The following is a 19,137-nucleotide window of genomic DNA, read 5'->3' on the forward strand; positions in this document are numbered from 1 at the left end:
AAATTATAAAAATCTAGTAATTTTCTTCTCTCACTTCGAAATAAGCTTGAGGGTGGTTGCATACAGGACAAACCTCAGGAGCTTCTACGCCGACCACAACATGACCGCAGTTACGGCATTCCCACATTGTAACACCGCTTTTCTTGAATACTTCCATTGCTTCAACATTTTTCAAGAGCTTACGATAACGTTCTTCGTGAAGTTTTTCAATAGCGCCAACACCTCTAAACTGTGCAGCTAATTCGGTAAAACCTTCTTCTTCAGCATCTTTCGCCATTCGTTCATACATATCAGTCCATTCGGCATTCTCGCCTTCCGCAGCATGAAGAAGATTAGTTGGTGTGTCACCAACGCCGCCTAATGCCTTGAACCATAGTTTTGCATGCTCCTTTTCATTATCAGCTGTTTTTAAAAAGAGTGCTGCAATTTGTTCATACCCAGCTTTTTTGGCAACTGAGGCAAAATAAGTGTATTTATTTCTAGCCATTGATTCACCAGCAAAAGCTTCCCAAAGATTTTGCTCTGTTTTAGTTCCTGCATATTTGTTTTCTGCCATCGTAAATCCTCCTTTTAATTTGTAATCTATCTAAAATATAGCACAGAACTAGTAAGTAAGTCATTGCTAACTTTAGTTGTATATTATTCTATTTTGCGCAATAATAATACATATACCGTAAATTATTAATAATAAGAGTGGTGGAGTTATGAGTGAAAATTTTGATATTAACGATAATACTGATTTAAAGAAAGCGCTTGATACCATAAAGCGTGGCGATAACAAAGGCGAGGTGAATATGGCTGTGTCGGCTATATGTTATAATGAAAAGGGGGATAAGTATGCCTTTGTAACATTTTCAGATGGAGTTAGAGAAGCAGAAGGTTCCGTCCCAAAGTGCCAAATAATCAGAAACAACGGGTTCGCTGAAATAGAAGTTCATCAGCTTGAAAAGTATATGCGGGATAATCTCTCGGAAATTAAAAAGATGGCGGCAGGAGTTGATATTTTTTCAGCATTTAAGAAATAGTTTTGTGAATAAATCAGGTATAGTGCTATTTTTACCATAGATATTTATGAAATATTTAAAGCCTCAGCTAAGAATATTTGTGCTAGAATAGTCATCGTGTATGTAAAAAACAAAGGTGGACTATTATGAAGTATTTAAAGCAATTTCTAATTATCTTAATTATTTCACTAGTGGGAGAGATATTAAAAGCAACGTTGCCATTACCAGTTCCTGCAAGTATATATGGTATGGTTATATTATTTTTGTGTCTTGTAACAAAAGTTATAAAGCTTGAGCAAGTAAAGGACGCGGGCAAGTTTTTGATTGAGATTATGCCTGTTATGTTTATTCCAGCGGGCGTTGGTCTCATGGTTTCCTGGGGCGATTTGAAGCCTATTCTTTTGCAAGTCAGTGTCATAACAGTGATTACTGTATTTACAGTAATGGCCGCAACAGGACTTGTTTCACAATGGATTATTAGACGTGATAAGGAGGATAGGTAATGGCTCAGTTTTTTAGTGAATCGTCATATTGCGCTGTGGCAGTAAGTTTAGTTGCATATGGCATGGGAAATTGGCTTAAAAAAAAGTTTAAGCTAGGATTATTCAATCCACTTCTGATTTCAATTCTGTGTACGATTTTATTTCTAGGAATAATGGGAATAGACTACGAGGTATACAATGGTGGAGCAAAGCTTCTTTCGTGGCTATTAACACCAGCAACTGTCGCACTTGCAATTCCATTATATGAAGAGTGGGAGTTGTTGAAGAGTAATATAAAGGCGGTTCTTATTGGTATAATTGCTGGCGTAATTACAAGTTTAGGAACAGTTTTGCTTTTGTCTAAACTTATGGGATTGACACATCAGCAATATGTTACGCTTTTGCCAAAATCAATCACGACTGCAATTGGAATGGGCGTATCTGAAGAGCTAGGTGGTTATGTTACAATAACGGTTGCAGTTATTGTCATTACAGGTGTTTTGGGAAACATTTTTGGCGAACTGATATGTAAACTGTTTAGAATTAATGAACCTATAGCAAAAGGACTTGCTTTTGGTACGGCCACACATGCTATTGGAACTGCAAAGGCCATGGAAATTGGAGAGGTAGAAGGTGCTATGAGCAGCTTGTCAATTGCGGTTGCTGGATTATTTACAGTAGTGTTTGCATCATTATTTGCTAATTTCATGTAACCTATGTCTAAAATTCATTAGGACTAGGTAATTTTACAAGAATCAATAGCAAAAAATATTATACGACAGAGGAAATACCATGAAAATATATGTAGACTTTGATGATTGCTTATGCGAAACTGCGAGATCATTTACTGAGATTGCGGCAAGACTTTTTGGGAAAAATGTTCCTTATGAGGAGGTTCGTTTTTTTAATCTCAAAGAATCATTTGATCTTAATGAAGATGAGTATGAGCAATTGATGCTTGAAGGGCATAAGCCAGAAATACTTTTGGCGTATGAAGAAACACCAGATGCGTCGAAAGTTCTAAATGAATTGATGGATGAAGGACACGAGGTTTCTGTTATAACAGGCCGTCCAGATAGTACTTATGATGTATCTAGAAGATGGTTGGATGAGCATGATTTAAAGAGAGCTAATCTTTACTTCCTGAATAAGTATGGTAGAGATACTTTCTATCAGAAAGGTAGTTATAACTTAGAACTAGAAGATTTTTATAAGATGCAGTTTGATTATGCCATTGAGGATTCACCTTTGGCTTTTAAGTATTTTGACAAATGGCCAGACTTAAGAGTTATGGTTTTTGACAGACCATGGAATCAGGAATGTGACCTTCAGGAAAACTTTTTACGTTGCCCAAGCTGGGAATATATTAGAGAACAGGTGAGAGATTAATTATAAAAAAATAAGAAGCGGCATAGCAGCCGCTTCTTATTTTTTGTTTTAGTTATACCTTAAATATGTTAATTAAGTCTTCAATCTTTATAGAGGAATCAGAAACAGCTGTAGCACTGCTATCAACACCACGAGAGTTCTCAGCCACTGCTTCTGCGCCTTCTGCGAGAACTGTAGCAGTTGAGCTTACCTCTTCTGTACTTGCTGACTGCTCTTCGGAGATAGCTGCCATAGAGGTTGCGATTTCATCAACGCTACCAATCTTGCTAATCATCTCACCTACAGTTTCGCTTGCTTCATCAAGACTCTTGAAAATCTTCTCGAAGGTTTCGCCTGCGGTGTTTACAGATTCCATGCTAGTGTTGATTTCCTCTACGTTTGCTTCTGCCTTGGCCGAAAGTTCTGCAATCTGAGCTGTGATTTCCTTAATAATTTCCGAAATCTGTCTTGTAGATTCGGCACTATTCTGAGCAAGAGCACCAATTTCATCAGCAACAACTGCAAAGCCTCGTCCTGCTTCTCCTGCACGTGCAGCTTCAATAGAAGCGTTAAGTGAAAGAAGGTTGGTCTGGCTTGAAATAGAGTTAATCATATCAACAATAGAATCGATCTGTTTTGCAGACGCATCTACGTTTCTTACAACTTCGTTCATTTCGCGCATAGACTCCGCAACGCTTGTCATTCCAGACTGAACGGCGTTCATGTCACGCTGTCCTTCCTGGGCTGTAGTAACAAGATCTTCCATTGTGGCCTTTGTAGTTTCAGACTGTTGAGTAAGGTCGCTTACCTGCTGAGCCAGACTTGTTGCATTTTCTGCCAAATCTCCAACTGCAGCTGACATATCATCCATTGTGTGCTGAATCTGTTGCATTGCACTTGCCTGTTCATCAGCCTGCCTATTCAAATCACCAGAGACATCCTTACTATAGTTGGCTTCCGAAGCAAGTTGTTCAGTAGTAGTTTTAATCTCTTTTAGGGTATGGCGCATCTTCTCAACATAATCGTGCATGTTGTTGTTCATGGTGCCAATTTCGTTCGAACCACCTTCAGGAATTTCTACTGTGAAATCACCACTTGCAATCTTTAAAATACTGTCTGTAAGATTACGTACTGGATGTGCAACCAGCTTTGTAATTACAAGTTGAAGAATAACGACAAGTACAAATAGGATTATTGTGGCTACGATAATAGAAATCAATTCGAATTTTCGTAAATCTGAAAGAACATCTGCAGTCTTGACATAGGAAACAAGAGTCCAACTTGTACCCTCTATAGGAGTGATGGCTACGTAGTATGCCTTACCATCATTACCCTTCATTGGAACGACGGTATCTGTCGTGCCTGCTACAACAGCAGAAGATATGCTCTGCAAAAATGTGTCATCAGTATGTTCAGATACGTCTGTACCAACGTATTCAGATTCCACTGAACCAAGGATTGTAGTGCCATCAAAGCAGATACAAGAACCTGTTTCACCAGGTGTGTACCCACTAACTTGTTCTGATAATCTGCCAAGAGTGATATCAATTGACATAACACCCTTACGTCCGTCTTTGAGTGTAATTGAACGGGAACCAATTGCTACCATGGCACCTGTAGTTAAATCAAGACTAGGTGGACCAATATGCATAGCAGCAGAAGACTCACCGCTTTGATACCAAGCACGGCTTGTTGGGTCGTATCCAGCATCAGGTGTCCATCCAGAGCCATCAAAGAACTGTTTGTTAGACAGTCCTATGTATGCATCAGTAATTATACCCTCATATTTTTTCATTGAGAGGGCCAAGTCAATAACAATCTCGGAATCTTCTTCATACGTCGACGTCTCAATGATATCAGCGATACCATCATAGTAAACCATGATTCCCTGAGCTGTTGTCTCAATGCTGTTGGCATTAGCCATTGTCTCATGTAAAAGATCTTTTTTAGCCTCACGTTCAATAACATTCTTCGCTTGAATCGCAAGGATAAACGCTACAACTGCCAGTGCTACAATTACCAGTGGCACTAAAATAATGAGAAGCTGCGCGCTAATATGTGCCTGCTTTTTTGGTGAAGAAGAATTCTTTGCCATATACTGACCTCCTTAACTACATGTGAAAGCGCATAGTACACCCTCGCTAATCACAATCTTAATGTTAATCTATCAGAATACTTTGGATTAACCTTGTAAATTATGTGATAAATATTTGAAATAGAACACACCCTCAAATCTTTGTTGCTTTAGTGAATGATGTATGCATATAAATCTTTATTTGTTAGAGTTTTCAAATATGCTAAAATTGTAGGAAATGCTGAAGAATTAAAAGAGTTTTAAATCGAGGTTTTTAGAAAAGAATGAGTAATGTATTAAGACGAAAAAGTAATAAAGTAAGGAAAAGACGTCGTGGAAAAGAGTGTAACTCCTGGGCATATGTAGTTTTTGCTAGTATAGTAGACTGCATTTTTTCTTATTCATGGCATGAATCACAAACACCAGAGCCAATCTTTGGCTTGAGTGATTGCTTAGGTGAATTAGGAAGGCAGCGACAGGAGAAATTATCGCTAGTATTCATAAGCTTTCTTTTTCTTGTTGGGATAGCTGTAACTATATATATGCGAGTGGTTTATCAAGAAACACAACGATGGATTGGCTGCAGCATTTTAACTGCGATTATTGGCGTGTTTTTATTCATAACGTTTTTGATAAAAATACAGAAAAGAAAGCGACAAAATGATTAGATTAAAATCTTAATTCTCTAATATCATCAAAGCTTACATCCGTCTTTACGATAGTGATGTATTTAGCTTTGGTGTTAATTCTTGATACAAGTCCAGAAATTTTAACGTAGGCGTCATCGTCATAGTAGATAGCTTCAACCATGTCGCCAACCTTAATGATACTAAGCTGGTAATCCAAGTAATCTAAAGCATCTTCAGAAAGCTCTACTTTGTCTACAATAATTCTTTCTTTTGCTCGAAGCGCTTCTTCAAACCCTTTTAAAGCTGCAAAGGGCATGAACTGTGCAGCATCATCAGCACTCGCCATAAACGTTCACCTCCAAAACTATTTTTTATGGCCACCAATCTGACCATTTCTCTCAATTGTAGTGGCGCCCTCAAGTAAATCTATTCCCTTTAAAATGGCATTCTTCCCAAACTTCGTTTTAAGCTCATTTACTGAGCGTGTAATTTGTCTGTCCTTCTCCATAATTTCTGGGTCGACAAAGAATGAATACTGCTCATAGCACTCATCGATGATAGAGTTAGCAGATAGATTTATTCTTCGAATCAGACAATCCTTTCTTGCAAAGTGATGAAAGAGCTGAACCATAGTGTCGGTGATAATACGTACAGAATTAGTTGAAACCTGTACTGTGGCACCGCCACCGGTAGATGGAAGAGAGTTGTAGGTATAGCCTATATAAAGGGAAAAATTATTGCTTACTACATGTTTACCAACCATATCCAGGGAAAGTTCATTAGCCATTTCTTTCACTATGATAAGGGCCTCTTCATATTCATAGTCCCTCATAAGAACTTGTCCGCAAGATAGAGAATGAGACCTGTTAGTGTAGCCCTTAATTTGTGCAATGGTGCAGTCTTCCCTGCCCCAGGCATGGTTAATCAAGTGTCTTGCATTAACTCCAAACTGCTTAAGAAGAAGAGCCTCAGGGGCGTGAGCAATGTCTTCTTGGGTATAGATGCCCAAGGAAGAAAGCCTACGCACAGTGCCAGGTCCTACCTTCCAAAAATCAGTAAGTGGTAAATGTCTCCAAAGTCTTCTCTTATAGCTTTCTTCATCAAGCTCTGCTATAAAATCAGGTGAGTGTTTTGCCAAGATATCTAACGCTATCTTACATAGATACATGTTTGGTCCAATACCACAAGTCGCGCGGATTCCTTCTTTTTCATATATGGTATCCATTATCTTAAGTGCCAAATCATGAGCTGATAACCTATATAGATTCAGGTACTCAGTGACGTCTAAAAAAGCCTCATCAATAGAATAGACATGAATGTCATCCTTAGAGACAAAGCTTAAGTATATAGCGTATATATTGGCAGAAACATCAATGTATCTTTGCATCCTAGGGACTGCAGCAACATACTCAATACCTTTAGGAATCTCAAAGATTCTACACCGATTCTTTACTCCAAGAGCTTTCATTGCAGGAGTTATGGCAAGACAGATAGTTCCTTTGGAACGCTCTACATCAGCCACAACCAGATTGTCTTTCATTGGGTCTAGCCCCCTGTCATGGCATTCTACCGAAGCATAGAAGGACTTTAAATCTATAATCAAATAAGTCCGTTCTCTCATACTACAATCGCCTCCATAAGCTACTACCTCTAATTCTTCCAAGGATATATCGAAACTTTGTTCTGTATAGATAATATACACCCGAACGTGCATTTGGGTCAATCGAACATGTAATAAAAGTTTACAAATTTGCAATAAATCGTAAGAAAAAGGCATGTATATGCGGAATACAAGTAAATAAGCGACTTATGAGTAATAATACACTTGGCAAGAATTATGTCGAATAATCTATAGGCTGGGAGTATTATTATATTGCGCGCGTTTATTGCTTAGGCAAAGAACAAACAAAGATAGTGTCAAATGATCTATGAAAAAACTGGGTCAAAAAAATAGGCTCAGATTGAACCTTGAAAATGTAGATATGTAGGTTGTGGTAACCTGACGCCACCCTTGACAGCACAAAAAATAACTGCTGTAGGTTAATCACCGACGGCGAAGAACTCAAGAACAATTAGATTTTCTCCGTCGATTTCAGCAGTGTAGCAGTTATTTTTTGTGCCATCAAGGGCAAGCCGCTGAAGCGGTGGCTGGGTTATTACCTCAGGCTCAGAATCTAAGAACAATCAGCTGGCTGCCTGAAGTTCCATGATTTTTTGCTGACCAAAGTAAATCATGAGCTGCCACTTGGCAGGCATGTTCTCAGCTTTGGATAGTATGTCATCAACTACTGGTGGTTTGAAGTCATTGAACTTATGAGGCCTCAGGAAGTTATAGTAGGCAACCCACAAAGTCAGATCATAGTTAGCGCCATCGTAGTTATCAAACCCATTAGTGATTCGATAAGATGCCTTATAGGTGCGGTTAAGACGCTCAATCATCTGTTTAAAAGGGCGGTATTCTTTGGACACTTCATCGTTGTTCTGGAGACCGATGACCTGTGTGATCTCAAACTTGAATCTGTCACCGAACTGCCTAAAGAACTGTTGGGCTGCAAGCGGATACGCACTATACCCATCAGCGATAAACTTGAAATTTTTGGGAAGCTCAGACATACCTTTGAATGCCATTCTCATTGCAAGGATGCATGGACCTACGCCACGGTTGTCAGATACCTGATAACCGATGATGGCTCTGGTAGCAGCATTCAGAATAAGCCAGACATAACCTTTGATGCCGCGCACCTTTATGTACGTTTCATCCGCAGCAAAGACATTGCCTTTCTCATAAGGGTAATTGTCAACAAAAGGTTTTATACAGATGGCAGCTGTCTTACAGTAGTTAGCAACCTGCTGATGAGATATAGATATCCCATACAAATCAGATAATGCCTGTCTTGTTTTTCTCAAAGACAGTCCGAGATTGACATGGAACGTAAGGCACAGGGACATGATGTGGGCGTTGTGCTTGCTGAATTTAAGTGAGGATGCATTCTTTGGAAGAGAGTTCAGATCCATCTTAAAAAAATCTATCGAGAATTCGCGATAGATGTAGTGAAGCTTGTATTTATACTTGCCATTCTCTTCGGATAGATCCTCTTTATCGACTTTTTTAAGGTTGCTGAGATAGTAAGGACATTTGGGATTAACACACTTATGGATGGCGAAGTGCTTACGGTCTTTTATACGTACAAGAGTATGCTGGCAGTGAGGACATTTTAAAGATAACTGTTTATCAAAGCGATTGTCCTCAGGCGTAAAAGTAGTCTGGCAGATCTTACACATGAGCTGTCCAGCTTTACCATTGTTCTTGTAGAGATATGGCTGTGGTGCATGACATGATGGACAAGAACATTCCTCCGGGATATCGCATTCTGAACGTCTTTTGATTGGTTTAACGGGTTTGCCATAGCGCTGAGTATAGTAGTTGTTAAGGTCCTTCCAGTCCCAGTCCTGATGATAATAGACAATCTTAGGAAGTTCATCCACTTTGAACTTTTGATATTTGGGAGAATGTGAGTCATCGAAAGCCCACTGTTTGAGCGGTATATATCTGCAGATGAAGTTAATAAGCCAGCAATTCTGTTGATAGAGTTGGTGGATGATTTCAAGTAAATAAAGTATAATGTTCATGAGCATTGAGTCCTTTTCGGAGATGTTGATTTGGTCGTTGACATTATACCAAAAAGGGAGGTCAATGCTCTTTTTATTTTGAACTCCCGATAAATCAAGGTTTTAGAACTAAAAATGGGTAGTGAATTTGACACTACCCAAACAAAGGAGAGGATGTATTTATGAAAAGAAAAAAACTACTAGTAACAGCCTTAGTTCTAACACTTACTGTTAGCACACTTGCTATGACAGTTAAGACAGATGTTAAGGCTGCAAATGATGACGTAACAGCATTAGACTATTTGGATGATGAGTCTAATGTGGTATCCACTTCAGAAAATGGTGTGGATATTACTTATGACATGAACAGTTGGGGAACTGGTTATTGGGTTAGTTACACGCTTACAAATAATACAGGAAAGACACTTGAAAACTGGACAGTAAAGTTAAGCAGAAAGCAGGTTAATATCGATTCCAGCTGGTGCGTAAATATCGAGACTACCGATGATGAATATGTGCTCACACCTCTTAGTTGGAACACAAAGATTCCAAATGGTTCATCAATAGAATTTGGTTTCCTTGGAGTTGGTGAGCTTGAAGGTCAGATTGATGCAAAACTTAAATTCGTAACGCCAGCTAGCTCACACTATGATCCAACAGCTACTATAAGTGAGAGCATTCCAGAAAAGTATTCTTCAATTAGAAGCCAAGAATGCTCTGGTACAGTTAAAACTATTTCGTACACAGCACATGATTCTGAAAACGGAAACACTTATACAAAGAAGGCTAATATCTACTTACCAGCAAATTACAGCGAGAGCAAGAAGTACAACGTATTATACCTTCTTCATGGAATCGGCGGTGATGAAAATGAGTGGGAAATGTACAATGATGAGTCAAAAGTAAAGGCTATGATGGATAACCTTTCATATTATGGAGACATTGATTCATTCATCGTTGTCACACCAAATGGTAAAGCTTCTGAAAGCGGTTCAATTCCTTCTTTCTACGCTTTTGGTGATGAGCTTAGAAATGATTTAATTCCATACATTGATTCACACTTCAGCACCTATGCTGACCGTGACCATAGAGCATGTGCAGGTCTTTCTATGGGTGGTATGCAGACAATCAATATTGGTATTGGTCAGTGCGTTGATTTGTTCAGTTATTTTGGAGCATTCTCAGCTGCACCTACTAGCAATCCAGCAGCAACCACAGCAGAGATTTTGGCAGATAATGAGTATCCTATTCACTATTTCTACAATATTTGCGGACTTCAGGATGGCATTGCTTATTGGAGTGCTTCAAGCGCAGCAAAGAATTTGCCAGAGGTTTGCAATCAGTTTGTAGATGGTGAGAACTTCATGTGGCAGGAGCTTGATGGAGAACACAACTTTGATATTTGGTATCTTGGTTTCTACAATTTTGCACAAATAGTATTTAAGTAGAATATTGTTTTGAATCACTCTTAAGATGTGGTTAAATAAGGGCACCTCCATGGTTATCCTATACGCAGTTAAAATAATGTATAGGAGTTTATGGAGGTGTTTTTGCTATCTTCATGCTTACAAAACTGCTACAATATTTTTACAACTATTAAAAGCTGGAGGTAATTCGTATGATTAAAGTATATGGAAGTAGTCTTTGTCCTGATTGCATCAATTTTGAATATAATTTAACAAAGAATAATATCGAATATGAATACATTGATATTCATAAAAATATGGCTAATTTAAAGGCGTTCCTAAGATTAAGAGATACTAATCAGGCCTTTGATAATACGAAAGCAAATGGATATGTAGGCATTCCTGCTATAGTGTATGAAGACTTATCAGTAACTCTTGATTGGGAAAAATATCTTGTGGACAAGGGAATCACAGTTATTTACTTAGATAATGAGACATCTTCCAACTGTGGCATTGATGGAAAAGGCTGCTAATAATCCTCTTGATACTCTTAAGGTACTAGGAGAACTCTGATTTTTTTAGAAAAAGATTTATTTGGTAATACAATGGAAGCCAAATTTGAGAACAAAAAAGAATAGGAAGTGTAAGGCGTGGATCATTTTTATTTTATCAGACACGGAGAAACCGTTTGGAACGTAGAAAATAAGATATGCGGTGCAACAGATATTGAGCTTACTCGAAGAGGACACGAGCAGGCAATTGAGACCGGAAAAAAGATTTTGGAACAGGGGATTACGGCAGATGTTATCTTGACCTCACCGCTTGTGAGAGCAAAGGAAACCGCAAGACATATCTCAGAAATAACAGGAATTCCTATGAGAGTGGAGCCAAGGCTTGTAGAGCAGAATTTTGGCAGATATGAATCTACTCCAAGAGATGGAGTTGAATTCCATGAAGCAAAAAAGGATATGGCAAGCAGATTTGGAACAGGTGAATCTATGCTACATCTAGCCCAAAGAATATATAATCTTATAGATGATATAAAGGCTGGAGACAAAGAGGTTATCCTGGTGGCGCATAATGGTATTGCGAGAATGGTGGAATCCTATTTCAGGGAAATGGATAATGAGGAGTTTTCTTCATGTGGAATAAAGAATTGCGAGATTAAGAGATATGACTTTTGAAAAGCAAATTAATATACGCCCACACCATTTATTATGTATTCAAAAATATACAGGTCATGGCTATGACGGAACCTTCACAAACCATATGAACAACATGATTGAGACTCTTTCAGATGAAATGATTGTAACGTTACACGAGGGTTGCGACGATTTGTGCATAGCCTGCCCAAACAATGAGGATGGGAAATGCACTTCTTTGGATAAGGTCCGATATATGGACGAATCTGTATTGAAGACATGTGGTTTAACATATGGATATACCAGTAGCTGGAAAAGCCTGGCAGATGTAGCGAAAGAGAAAATTTTTGAAACAGATGAGTTCTACAATATTTGTCATAACTGTGAGTGGTTTGAATTATGCAATAATACACCGCTCCAAACAATCCATTAGGGCTTCGTAGAAGAAGCTCTTTTTTAACTTGAAGTTTTTATGGAGGTAGATATGGTAAAAACAATAGTCAAAGTAGAAGGTATGATGTGTGGTATGTGCGAGGCGCATGTTAATGATGCTATTCGAAATGCCATGCCAAATATTAAGAAGGTTTCAAGTTCACATACTAAAGGTGAGTCTGTAATTATCTCAGAAGAAGAACTTGAGAAAGATAATATTACTGAGGCTATTTCGCAGACTGGATATAAGGTTCTATCTATAAAATCAGAACCTTATCAAAAGAAGTTTTTAGGATTGCTTTAGTATTAAGAGAGGCTTTAATTGGAGCAATTGATACATCTCTTTGCAGATGGTCATGAAATTGATTATGAAATGATGGATACGGTATCATAACGCCTTTGAAGAGGCAAAACAGCTTATAGAGCGGGCAAAAGAACGAAAGGGCTATAAAAAATAGTGGCTAAAAGATTTATATATATGGCACTTGCAGTACTGTCATTACTATATTCCATTACAGTATTTCTGGTAGGAAGTGGTACATTTTCATATGTAATATGGATACTTGTAGCGTTATTCTTTGGATTTCTGTGGTTCATGGAGAAAAAGGGACTTTGGGATAAAGTCCCATGGATTCTAAGAAGGATTTTCAGAGTATTAATAATACTGGGATTAGCAGTATTTATCATATGTCAAGGAGGCATTCTCACACAGTTTTTCTCTAAAGGAGAAGATGGGGCCGATTACATCATAGTCCTTGGCGCTCAAATGAGAGAAGGAGGTCCTAGTGCTGTTTACAAGTATAGACTAGATGCTGCAGTTGAATACTTAAATAATAATCCTGAGACCATTGCAATTGTCACTGGCGGACAGGGAGCAAATGAGCCTATTAGTGAAGGTGATGGTGGCAAAGCTTATCTTATGGATAAAGGAATTTCGGAAGAGAGAATCCTTGTAGAAAAAGATTCTTTTGATACTAAGCAGAACATTACCAATGCGCTCAACCTGATAGAAGATGATGAGAACATGAAAATTGGTATTGTGACTAACAACTTCCACCTTTTTAGAGGAACACTTCTTGCCAGGCGATATACTGATGCTGAAATCACTGGTATTGCTGCATATACCGAATACCAATTTCTACCTAACAACATGGTTAGAGAGACTTTTGGAATTATAAAAGATATAAGATAACTGTTAAGTTTTATACCATAGGCAATAGAGCAGGAGAGTATAAAGATGGCCAAGTCAAATCATCTTTTCAAATTGATAGATAATGGCTTAATCATCGGCGGAGCGGTACTTTTTTGGGATAATGAAAAACTTAATATTGGCAGGATTTTATAGGACCGGAAAATCATCGAAAAGGTTATGGAGATAATAGGATGAAAAATAAAGAACTGTTAAAGATAATAGGTTACGTTGTATTAATTTGTTTATCATTTTTTGTTGCTACAAGGTATTATTTTGAAGATAATAAAATTTGCACCATATGCTGGATTGTCATTGGTGGAAGAAATGTATATGAGCTAGTCCGCCGAATCAAAAATTCAAAGAAAGAAGATTATGACACAAATTCAGATAATCATGCAGATTAAATGATATGAATATAACTATATTTTAATATAAATTACAAAGATAACTTTGAATTTGCTGAAACGACCTCGGATTCATAGGTGGTCTTCTTGGAATGACTCAATATGTTATTTCAACACCAGGTTTCATCTCTTTTGCTGCATATATCAATCCAGATGGAACAATGGGTAATTTAGTCGTATCTATGCTTGTAATGGTAATCGCTTTGTATTTGTATTACACTGTAGTTCATATGTTAGTGAATGCATTTAAAAAGAATTTTAGATAGGACATTTTATTTATTATGCAAGCAAATACACACGCAGCAGTTGGGGTGACCATTGGCTTGGCAGTGAGCTTTGGGCAACCATCCGATATGATGCTTTTAGCTGTTACATCCGCATTTGTGGGTTCAATTATATGTGATATAGATGTGGGAGAAACGGGAAAGAGGAGTACTCCTTTGATATTATCTGCAGTTTCAAGCTTAGCAGTGATATTCTTTTCGATTTTCGGTTACGTCTTTGATACCAATACTATGATGCTTTGGAAAAAAGAAAGTGGATATCTACGAAGTATCATCGGGATTACTCTATTCATTGGACTATGTATTTATGGAAGCAGAAAACCGCATAGATCGTTTATGCATTCACTACTGGGAATGCTACTTCTTGGAGGTGGAGTTTACTTAATATTCCCTACAGCAAGCTTCTATTTTTTGATGGGGTATGTTTCTCATTTAATATTAGATATTTTTAATTATAGACCAGTGAAGCTTTTTTATCCCATCGAAAAAGGATACTCACTAAAGCGTTGCTATTCAAAAAGTCGTGTTAATTCAATTATTTTTTGTGCAGCCTGCGCTTTGATTGCTTGTATAATTATCCTTAAATTCGTGGTTGGCAGTAATGGCATTTGAAATCTAGTTAACGAAATGGTCACAGACAGATGATACTATTAGTCCATGGAGGGGTTGAGCTATGGAGACAATGGTATTAAAAGATGACAATCAGGCGGCAAGTGATTATTACAACTTGTATTTGTCCATAAGGAATTCTTTACGCGAAGGCAAGATGGAGATAAGTGATGCCGAAGCTTATCTAGCATATAGAGAGCTACTGCTAACAAAGAAAGCAAAGCGCCTTGCTCAAGAAATGATAAAGCATATTAAAGAATGAAGATGATGGCATTTAACCCAATAAGGTTAGGTGCCATCTTTTTTTATACACAAAAAAGCGATATAGTAAATGAAAGTGGTTTTTGGAGCTTCCTATATTAAAGAAAGCTAAAGATATAATAGATGCATCATCCCATTCACCCCACCATTGAACACATCTCATTTGAAAGTGTATAATACACACTATAAAAGAGGACGATTATGACTTTATTTATTAATGCATGTGTAAGAGAAAAATCAAGAACTAAGCTGTTATCGGATGCTTTACTTGCTAAACTAGGGGATTATGAAGAAGTAAATCTCGAAGATATAGATTTTCCAAAGACAGATAAATCATTTCTAAAGAAAAGAGATTCACTTATAGCCTCTCATTCCTTCGATAATCCAATGTTCACTCTGGCTCGCCATTTTGCAGAGGCCGATACCATAGTAATTGCTGCGCCATATTGGGATTTGTCTTTCCCGGCAGTGCTTAAGCAGTATATCGAGCATATTAATGTCTTGGGTATTACTTTTGAATATACACCAGAAGGTTTTCCAAAAGGATTATGTAGAGCCAATAAGCTTTATTATGTAATGACAGCTGGTGGTACCTATGTTCCAGAAGAATTTGCATTTGGATACATAAAGTCTCTGGCTGAAAATTTCTATGGAATAAAAGATGTAAAGCTTATTGCGGCAACGGGATTAGATATATATGGAGCCGATGAGCAGGCTATTCTTAAGGACGCATTAAATAGAATTGAAAAAATATGAACCTACAACGACTAAACGAAGACCAAATTACAGAACTTTATAAGGAGCACATGGTCATAGATTTCCCTAAGGCTGAGCTCAAGCCACTTAAGATGATTCTAAAATCTTTGGAGGAAGGCTTCTATGATTGTTTTGGACTCTTTGAAGAAGATAAGATGGTGGGCTACACTTTCATGGTAAAGCTTGATAATAGCTATCTTATAGATTACATAGCAATATTTCCAGAACTTAGAAACAAAGGAATTGGAGCAAATCTCCTTACTCTTATAGATGATTATTTAGAAACGGCAGATAGAATTATTGGTGAGGTAGAAGATCCTGTTTATACAGATGATGAAGCTCAAAAGGAACTTCAAACCAGACGCTTAAATTTTTACCTACGTAATAATTGTAAAGATACGAACCTCCGTGTTGAATGCTTTGGAGTTCATTACATTGTCCTAGAAGCAGGCAAGAAACACTGTAAAGATAAGGACGAAGCTTGGAACCTATACAAAGGATTCTATAAGAGCTTCCTATCAGAAGATAAATTCAATAAAAATATAAAGCGATTATTTTAGAAGCAAACGATGGAAAGGGAGTGCTAAATCTCTATGTTTTTCAAAAAGAAAAATGAAAAGAAAACATATGATAAAGCAACAAAAAAGCCTGTAATCAAAGCATCCATCTGCAACGGCGAGCAGGTAGCAGGCTTTAAAAACCTTACCACGGGTACGTTTGAAGAAGTAATGCTTATAAAGAACCAGAATGATTTGGCCTCATTCAAAGATATATACGAAATCACAGAAGAAATAGAAAAGATTTATTAGGAGATAAAAGAGGCTGCTCTTTATTATTTCTTAGCATTTTCAAATATCTTTGAAGTGGCCTTATAGACCACACTAGTTTTGTCATTTCCAAGTGACTTCTGAAGTGTATTATTGTAAGCAGAAGTGCTGTCACTAGTAGCAAAGGCATCATATACCTTCTTGTAATCAGGTGCATTGAGTTCTGCACCCTTTAAAGCGGCTCTAATTTCAGCTTTCTGTTTATCTGTAACAGTAGGACGCGAAGAAGTTTTTGACTTTTTAGGCTGTGGTTTAGTTACAATCTTAGGCTTGCCAGTTCTTGAAGTATTTTTGTTTCGGCTATGACTACTAGTATTTCTATTATAAGTTCTCTTTGGTTTTTCAGCAGGAGTTTCCTCAACAGGTTTTTCTTCAATAACGATTGCCGTTTGTCTTTTAATGGCATACCCCTTGTTTCCCCAGAAATCAACTACAGCATCAAAACCAGAATCCTTGCTAATCACGTAAACTGCATCATAAGAATTCTGCCCCAGTTTGAATCCAAGGTATGTTGTAAGCTGAAAGTCTAGGTAATTTTTTGCTGTTTTCTCAGCTTTCATGTGTTCGATAACAGCGGAAGAGCTGGTAATCGCAATAAGAGATTCATAAGCTACAGTCTTTACTTTAGATCCGTAGAAGATAATAACTGTATCAGCTTTGGTGAGCTTGTCTACGCCAACAAGTCCAGCATCTGATACATTTTCATAATCAACAAGATAAAGTCTGTTTAAAAGCTGTTGCTCCATAACAGGAACTTCATGCTCTATTTGTTTTGTATTGTTTTCTCTATTAAATATTCCCATAATAAACCTCAAATAAGAATAATTTCGTTAGAGAGTTATTGTAACACATAAATGTGTAAATTCTCCAATATCATTAAGATTTACAAATATTGTGAAGAAATGATAAAACTAAAATTTTTATAAATCCAGTTTATGGTACACTTCAACTCTTCGTATGCTTAACAAATCCTTTGTTAAAAGCTTATAACGGGCAGCGTGGAAATATGAGAAATATGAAATATTTATTTTACATTTATTATCCAGCTCACCTGATTTTATGCGGTATAATAAGGATTCTTTTGCATGGGAATGTTGGTGTAATTATAGGTGGCTAAGTTTTGTTGTTAGTATCTTATACAGCAAGCTTCCAAGTATTGTTAATCCTAGGGTCATAGTACAATCTAACAGTTCTTTCTAGACCAAAGATATGAACCTTACACTCAAAAATATCTACACTGTTTGATACGTATATACCATCTTTAGTAGTACGAGTGCCGTTCTTTGGCAGTGGCTTAAATGCGCTTACAGTGTAGGTTTCAAATTCTCCATCATCATTTTTCAAGCGGAAGCGAAGAGGAACAACCGTATTATCAGGTTTGTGTATGCATATTACTTCCACCTTGTCGTATACTTTCTTCATAGTGATCTCCTTTATATTGCTATTGCCTCCAATGGAAGGTTTCTATCATCGATATAGTAATCACAGGTTATCTTTCTAGAATTATTGCCATAGAGCTCCACGATTTCAGGAAGATTATCATTGATTGCATCGAAAGAAAGCCCCTGATCATAACACCAGTTGGTGGCATCAATTAAAGCTTGTCCAGCTCGACAAGTCCACAGTATTAACTTGTTGCCCGCGGCCTGCTCTTTGATAAGATAATCAATTAGTGGTCTATTAGGCTCCCCCAATGCAGGCCAGTTGCTATAGCATAATGTACCATCAAAATCTACCGCTATAATCTTATAATTCAGCTCCATGGGCCCCCTTTCTAGAACATACTTTCCGAAACTTTGTTCTGTGTATAGACAATATACACCAGAACACCCATTTGGGTCAATCGAACATCCAAAATTCATTAAAATTTTACAGTATATTGCTGGTGAATTAGCAGGGCTTCTTTAAAAAGGAGCTCTTTTTTATAATAATTTATTATCTTATGACGTATTGCTATTAACCTACTAAAAGAGTATGCTTTAGAAAACAGCTAAAGGGGGATAATCAATTGATTTCAAGAGAAGAGGCATTTGAACTGTTAAAGAAGTATAATAAGGACCCATTTCATATTCAGCATGCACTTACAGTTGAAGCAGTTATGAAGTGGTATGCAAATGAGCTTGGATATGCTGACGAAGAGGAATATTGGGGTATCGTTGGGCTTTTGCATGATATAGATTTCGAATTATATCCTGAAGAGCATTGTTTAAAAGCACCAGAGCTATTAAAAGAGGGCGGAGTGAGCGAAGATATCATTCATGCAGTATGTTCACATGGATATGGTATTACAGTTGGTTGCGGTACCACAATTGATGTTGAACCAACAAGAGAGATGGAAAAAGTTCTTTTTGCAGCGGATGAATTAACTGGTCTAATATGGGCTGCGGCTTTAATGCGCCCATCGAAGAGCACAAAAGATATGGAATTAAAATCCCTCAAGAAAAAATATAAGAGCAAGGGTTTTGCAGCCGGCTGTTCGAGAGATGTTATTGAACGAGGAGCAGATCAACTTGGCTGGGAATTAAATGATTTGCTCGACAAGACACTTCATGCAATGGCAGCATGCGAGGATAATATAAACGAGGCTATGCTGGCAGGGTAAACAGGACTCTGTCCTCTTAAAATTTAATAAAAGTGTCACTTTTAAAGTGGTCAGAT

Annotated in this window: 28 protein-coding genes; 19 read left to right on the forward strand and 9 right to left on the reverse strand. The window is 37.5% G+C overall.

Going from position 1 to position 19,137, the window contains the following annotated elements:
- Positions 1-13 precede the first annotated feature (13 nt).
- Positions 14-556, reverse strand: a complete 543-nt coding sequence (rbr, locus tag FXF36_RS04740) for a rubrerythrin (RefSeq protein ID WP_151622716.1) — start codon at positions 554-556, stop codon at positions 14-16.
- 148 nt (positions 557-704) lie between these two features.
- Here rbr and FXF36_RS04745 point away from each other — a divergent pair, with 148 nt between their 5' ends.
- The 4 genes from FXF36_RS04745 (at position 705) to FXF36_RS04760 (ending at position 2,875) form a co-directional block, all read left to right on the forward strand.
- Entirely contained in the window at positions 705-1,025 is a 321-nt protein-coding gene (locus FXF36_RS04745) for a hypothetical protein (RefSeq protein ID WP_151622717.1), read from the forward strand.
- 125 nt (positions 1,026-1,150) lie between these two features.
- Entirely contained in the window at positions 1,151-1,507 is a 357-nt protein-coding gene (locus FXF36_RS04750) for a CidA/LrgA family protein (RefSeq protein WP_151622718.1), read from the forward strand.
- Positions 1,507-2,199: an LrgB family protein gene (locus FXF36_RS04755; RefSeq protein ID WP_151622719.1), complete on the forward strand. Its 693-nt coding sequence runs from the start codon at positions 1,507-1,509 to the stop codon at positions 2,197-2,199. The genes FXF36_RS04750 and FXF36_RS04755 overlap by 1 nt, the downstream gene beginning before the upstream one ends.
- Positions 2,200-2,278: 79 nt before the next feature.
- Positions 2,279-2,875, forward strand: coding sequence for a 5' nucleotidase, NT5C type (locus tag FXF36_RS04760; protein ID WP_151622720.1), 597 nt, complete (start codon positions 2,279-2,281; stop codon positions 2,873-2,875).
- A gap of 52 nt (positions 2,876-2,927) precedes the next feature.
- Here FXF36_RS04760 and FXF36_RS04765 read toward each other — a convergent pair whose 3' ends face one another.
- Positions 2,928-4,949 (reverse strand): methyl-accepting chemotaxis protein, encoded by a 2,022-nt coding sequence (locus FXF36_RS04765; RefSeq protein ID WP_151622721.1) that lies wholly within the window; start codon positions 4,947-4,949, stop codon positions 2,928-2,930.
- 263 nt (positions 4,950-5,212) lie between these two features.
- Between FXF36_RS04765 and FXF36_RS04770 the strand changes: the two genes are divergently transcribed.
- Positions 5,213-5,596, forward strand: a complete 384-nt coding sequence (locus FXF36_RS04770) for a hypothetical protein (RefSeq protein WP_151622722.1) — start codon at positions 5,213-5,215, stop codon at positions 5,594-5,596.
- A gap of 1 nt (position 5,597) precedes the next feature.
- On the opposite strand, the gene FXF36_RS04775 is transcribed toward FXF36_RS04770, so the two are convergent.
- From FXF36_RS04775 to FXF36_RS04785, 4 genes are all read right to left on the reverse strand, one after another.
- Positions 5,598-5,903, reverse strand: a complete 306-nt coding sequence (locus FXF36_RS04775) for a YolD-like family protein (RefSeq protein ID WP_151622723.1) — start codon at positions 5,901-5,903, stop codon at positions 5,598-5,600.
- An 18-nt stretch (positions 5,904-5,921) separates the two neighbouring features.
- Positions 5,922-7,178, reverse strand: coding sequence for a Y-family DNA polymerase (locus FXF36_RS04780; RefSeq protein WP_151622724.1), 1,257 nt, complete (start codon positions 7,176-7,178; stop codon positions 5,922-5,924).
- Positions 7,179-7,597: 419 nt separating this feature from the next.
- Positions 7,598-7,741: a hypothetical protein gene (locus FXF36_RS16225; protein ID WP_155829907.1), complete on the reverse strand. Its 144-nt coding sequence runs from the start codon at positions 7,739-7,741 to the stop codon at positions 7,598-7,600.
- Complete coding sequence (locus FXF36_RS04785; protein ID WP_151622149.1) at positions 7,742-9,187, reverse strand: DDE-type integrase/transposase/recombinase; 1,446 nt, start codon at positions 9,185-9,187, stop codon at positions 7,742-7,744.
- A gap of 161 nt (positions 9,188-9,348) precedes the next feature.
- Here FXF36_RS04785 and FXF36_RS04790 point away from each other — a divergent pair, with 161 nt between their 5' ends.
- The 13 genes from FXF36_RS04790 to FXF36_RS04850 all read left to right on the forward strand — a co-directional run bounded on the left by FXF36_RS04790 (position 9,349) and on the right by FXF36_RS04850 (position 16,461).
- The gene (locus FXF36_RS04790; RefSeq protein ID WP_151622725.1) at positions 9,349-10,614 is read left to right on the forward strand and encodes an alpha/beta hydrolase-fold protein; all 1,266 of its coding nucleotides are present in this window, start codon (positions 9,349-9,351) and stop codon (positions 10,612-10,614) included.
- Positions 10,615-10,784: 170 nt separating this feature from the next.
- On the forward strand, positions 10,785-11,105 hold the full coding sequence (locus FXF36_RS04795; RefSeq protein ID WP_151622726.1) for a glutaredoxin domain-containing protein: 321 nt from the start codon (positions 10,785-10,787) through the stop codon (positions 11,103-11,105).
- Between the two features lie 117 nt (positions 11,106-11,222).
- Positions 11,223-11,756, forward strand: coding sequence for a histidine phosphatase family protein (locus FXF36_RS04800; protein ID WP_151622727.1), 534 nt, complete (start codon positions 11,223-11,225; stop codon positions 11,754-11,756).
- Complete coding sequence (locus FXF36_RS04805) at positions 11,746-12,147, forward strand: DUF1284 domain-containing protein (RefSeq protein ID WP_151622728.1); 402 nt, start codon at positions 11,746-11,748, stop codon at positions 12,145-12,147. The genes FXF36_RS04800 and FXF36_RS04805 overlap by 11 nt, the downstream gene beginning before the upstream one ends.
- A gap of 51 nt (positions 12,148-12,198) precedes the next feature.
- A complete protein-coding gene (locus tag FXF36_RS04810; protein WP_151622729.1) occupies positions 12,199-12,450 on the forward strand; it encodes a heavy-metal-associated domain-containing protein in 252 nt (83 codons plus the stop codon).
- 174 nt (positions 12,451-12,624) lie between these two features.
- Complete coding sequence (locus FXF36_RS04815) at positions 12,625-13,338, forward strand: YdcF family protein (RefSeq protein ID WP_151622730.1); 714 nt, start codon at positions 12,625-12,627, stop codon at positions 13,336-13,338.
- 191 nt (positions 13,339-13,529) lie between these two features.
- On the forward strand, positions 13,530-13,742 hold the full coding sequence (locus FXF36_RS04820; RefSeq protein ID WP_151622731.1) for a hypothetical protein: 213 nt from the start codon (positions 13,530-13,532) through the stop codon (positions 13,740-13,742).
- A gap of 92 nt (positions 13,743-13,834) precedes the next feature.
- Positions 13,835-14,008 carry a hypothetical protein gene (locus FXF36_RS04825; protein ID WP_174819713.1) on the forward strand — a complete coding sequence of 58 codons (174 nt, stop codon included), beginning with the start codon at positions 13,835-13,837 and terminating at the stop codon, positions 14,006-14,008.
- A 15-nt stretch (positions 14,009-14,023) separates the two neighbouring features.
- Complete coding sequence (locus FXF36_RS04830) at positions 14,024-14,638, forward strand: metal-dependent hydrolase (RefSeq protein ID WP_151622732.1); 615 nt, start codon at positions 14,024-14,026, stop codon at positions 14,636-14,638.
- A gap of 61 nt (positions 14,639-14,699) precedes the next feature.
- Positions 14,700-14,897 (forward strand): hypothetical protein, encoded by a 198-nt coding sequence (locus FXF36_RS04835; RefSeq protein WP_151622733.1) that lies wholly within the window; start codon positions 14,700-14,702, stop codon positions 14,895-14,897.
- A gap of 200 nt (positions 14,898-15,097) precedes the next feature.
- Entirely contained in the window at positions 15,098-15,652 is a 555-nt protein-coding gene (locus FXF36_RS04840) for an NAD(P)H-dependent oxidoreductase (protein WP_151622734.1), read from the forward strand.
- Positions 15,649-16,212 (forward strand): GNAT family N-acetyltransferase, encoded by a 564-nt coding sequence (locus tag FXF36_RS04845; protein WP_151622735.1) that lies wholly within the window; start codon positions 15,649-15,651, stop codon positions 16,210-16,212. Before FXF36_RS04840 ends, FXF36_RS04845 begins: the two co-directional genes overlap by 4 nt.
- A gap of 33 nt (positions 16,213-16,245) precedes the next feature.
- Complete coding sequence (locus FXF36_RS04850) at positions 16,246-16,461, forward strand: aspartate dehydrogenase (RefSeq protein ID WP_151622736.1); 216 nt, start codon at positions 16,246-16,248, stop codon at positions 16,459-16,461.
- 23 nt (positions 16,462-16,484) lie between these two features.
- On the opposite strand, the gene FXF36_RS04855 is transcribed toward FXF36_RS04850, so the two are convergent.
- From FXF36_RS04855 to FXF36_RS04870, 3 genes are all read right to left on the reverse strand, one after another.
- Entirely contained in the window at positions 16,485-17,282 is a 798-nt protein-coding gene (locus FXF36_RS04855) for a PIN domain-containing protein (RefSeq protein WP_151622737.1), read from the reverse strand.
- A 331-nt stretch (positions 17,283-17,613) separates the two neighbouring features.
- Entirely contained in the window at positions 17,614-17,901 is a 288-nt protein-coding gene (locus tag FXF36_RS04865; RefSeq protein WP_151622738.1) for a hypothetical protein, read from the reverse strand.
- Between the two features lie 11 nt (positions 17,902-17,912).
- Entirely contained in the window at positions 17,913-18,242 is a 330-nt protein-coding gene (locus tag FXF36_RS04870) for a hypothetical protein (protein WP_151622739.1), read from the reverse strand.
- A gap of 245 nt (positions 18,243-18,487) precedes the next feature.
- On the opposite strand from FXF36_RS04870, the gene FXF36_RS04875 reads away from it, so the two are divergent.
- Positions 18,488-19,081 carry a hydrolase gene (locus FXF36_RS04875; RefSeq protein WP_151622740.1) on the forward strand — a complete coding sequence of 198 codons (594 nt, stop codon included), beginning with the start codon at positions 18,488-18,490 and terminating at the stop codon, positions 19,079-19,081.
- Positions 19,082-19,137: the final 56 nt, after the last annotated feature.

It is taken from the genome of Pseudobutyrivibrio xylanivorans (assembly GCF_008935055.1).
GTDB classification, from domain to species: Bacteria; Bacillota; Clostridia; order Lachnospirales; family Lachnospiraceae; genus Pseudobutyrivibrio; species Pseudobutyrivibrio xylanivorans_A.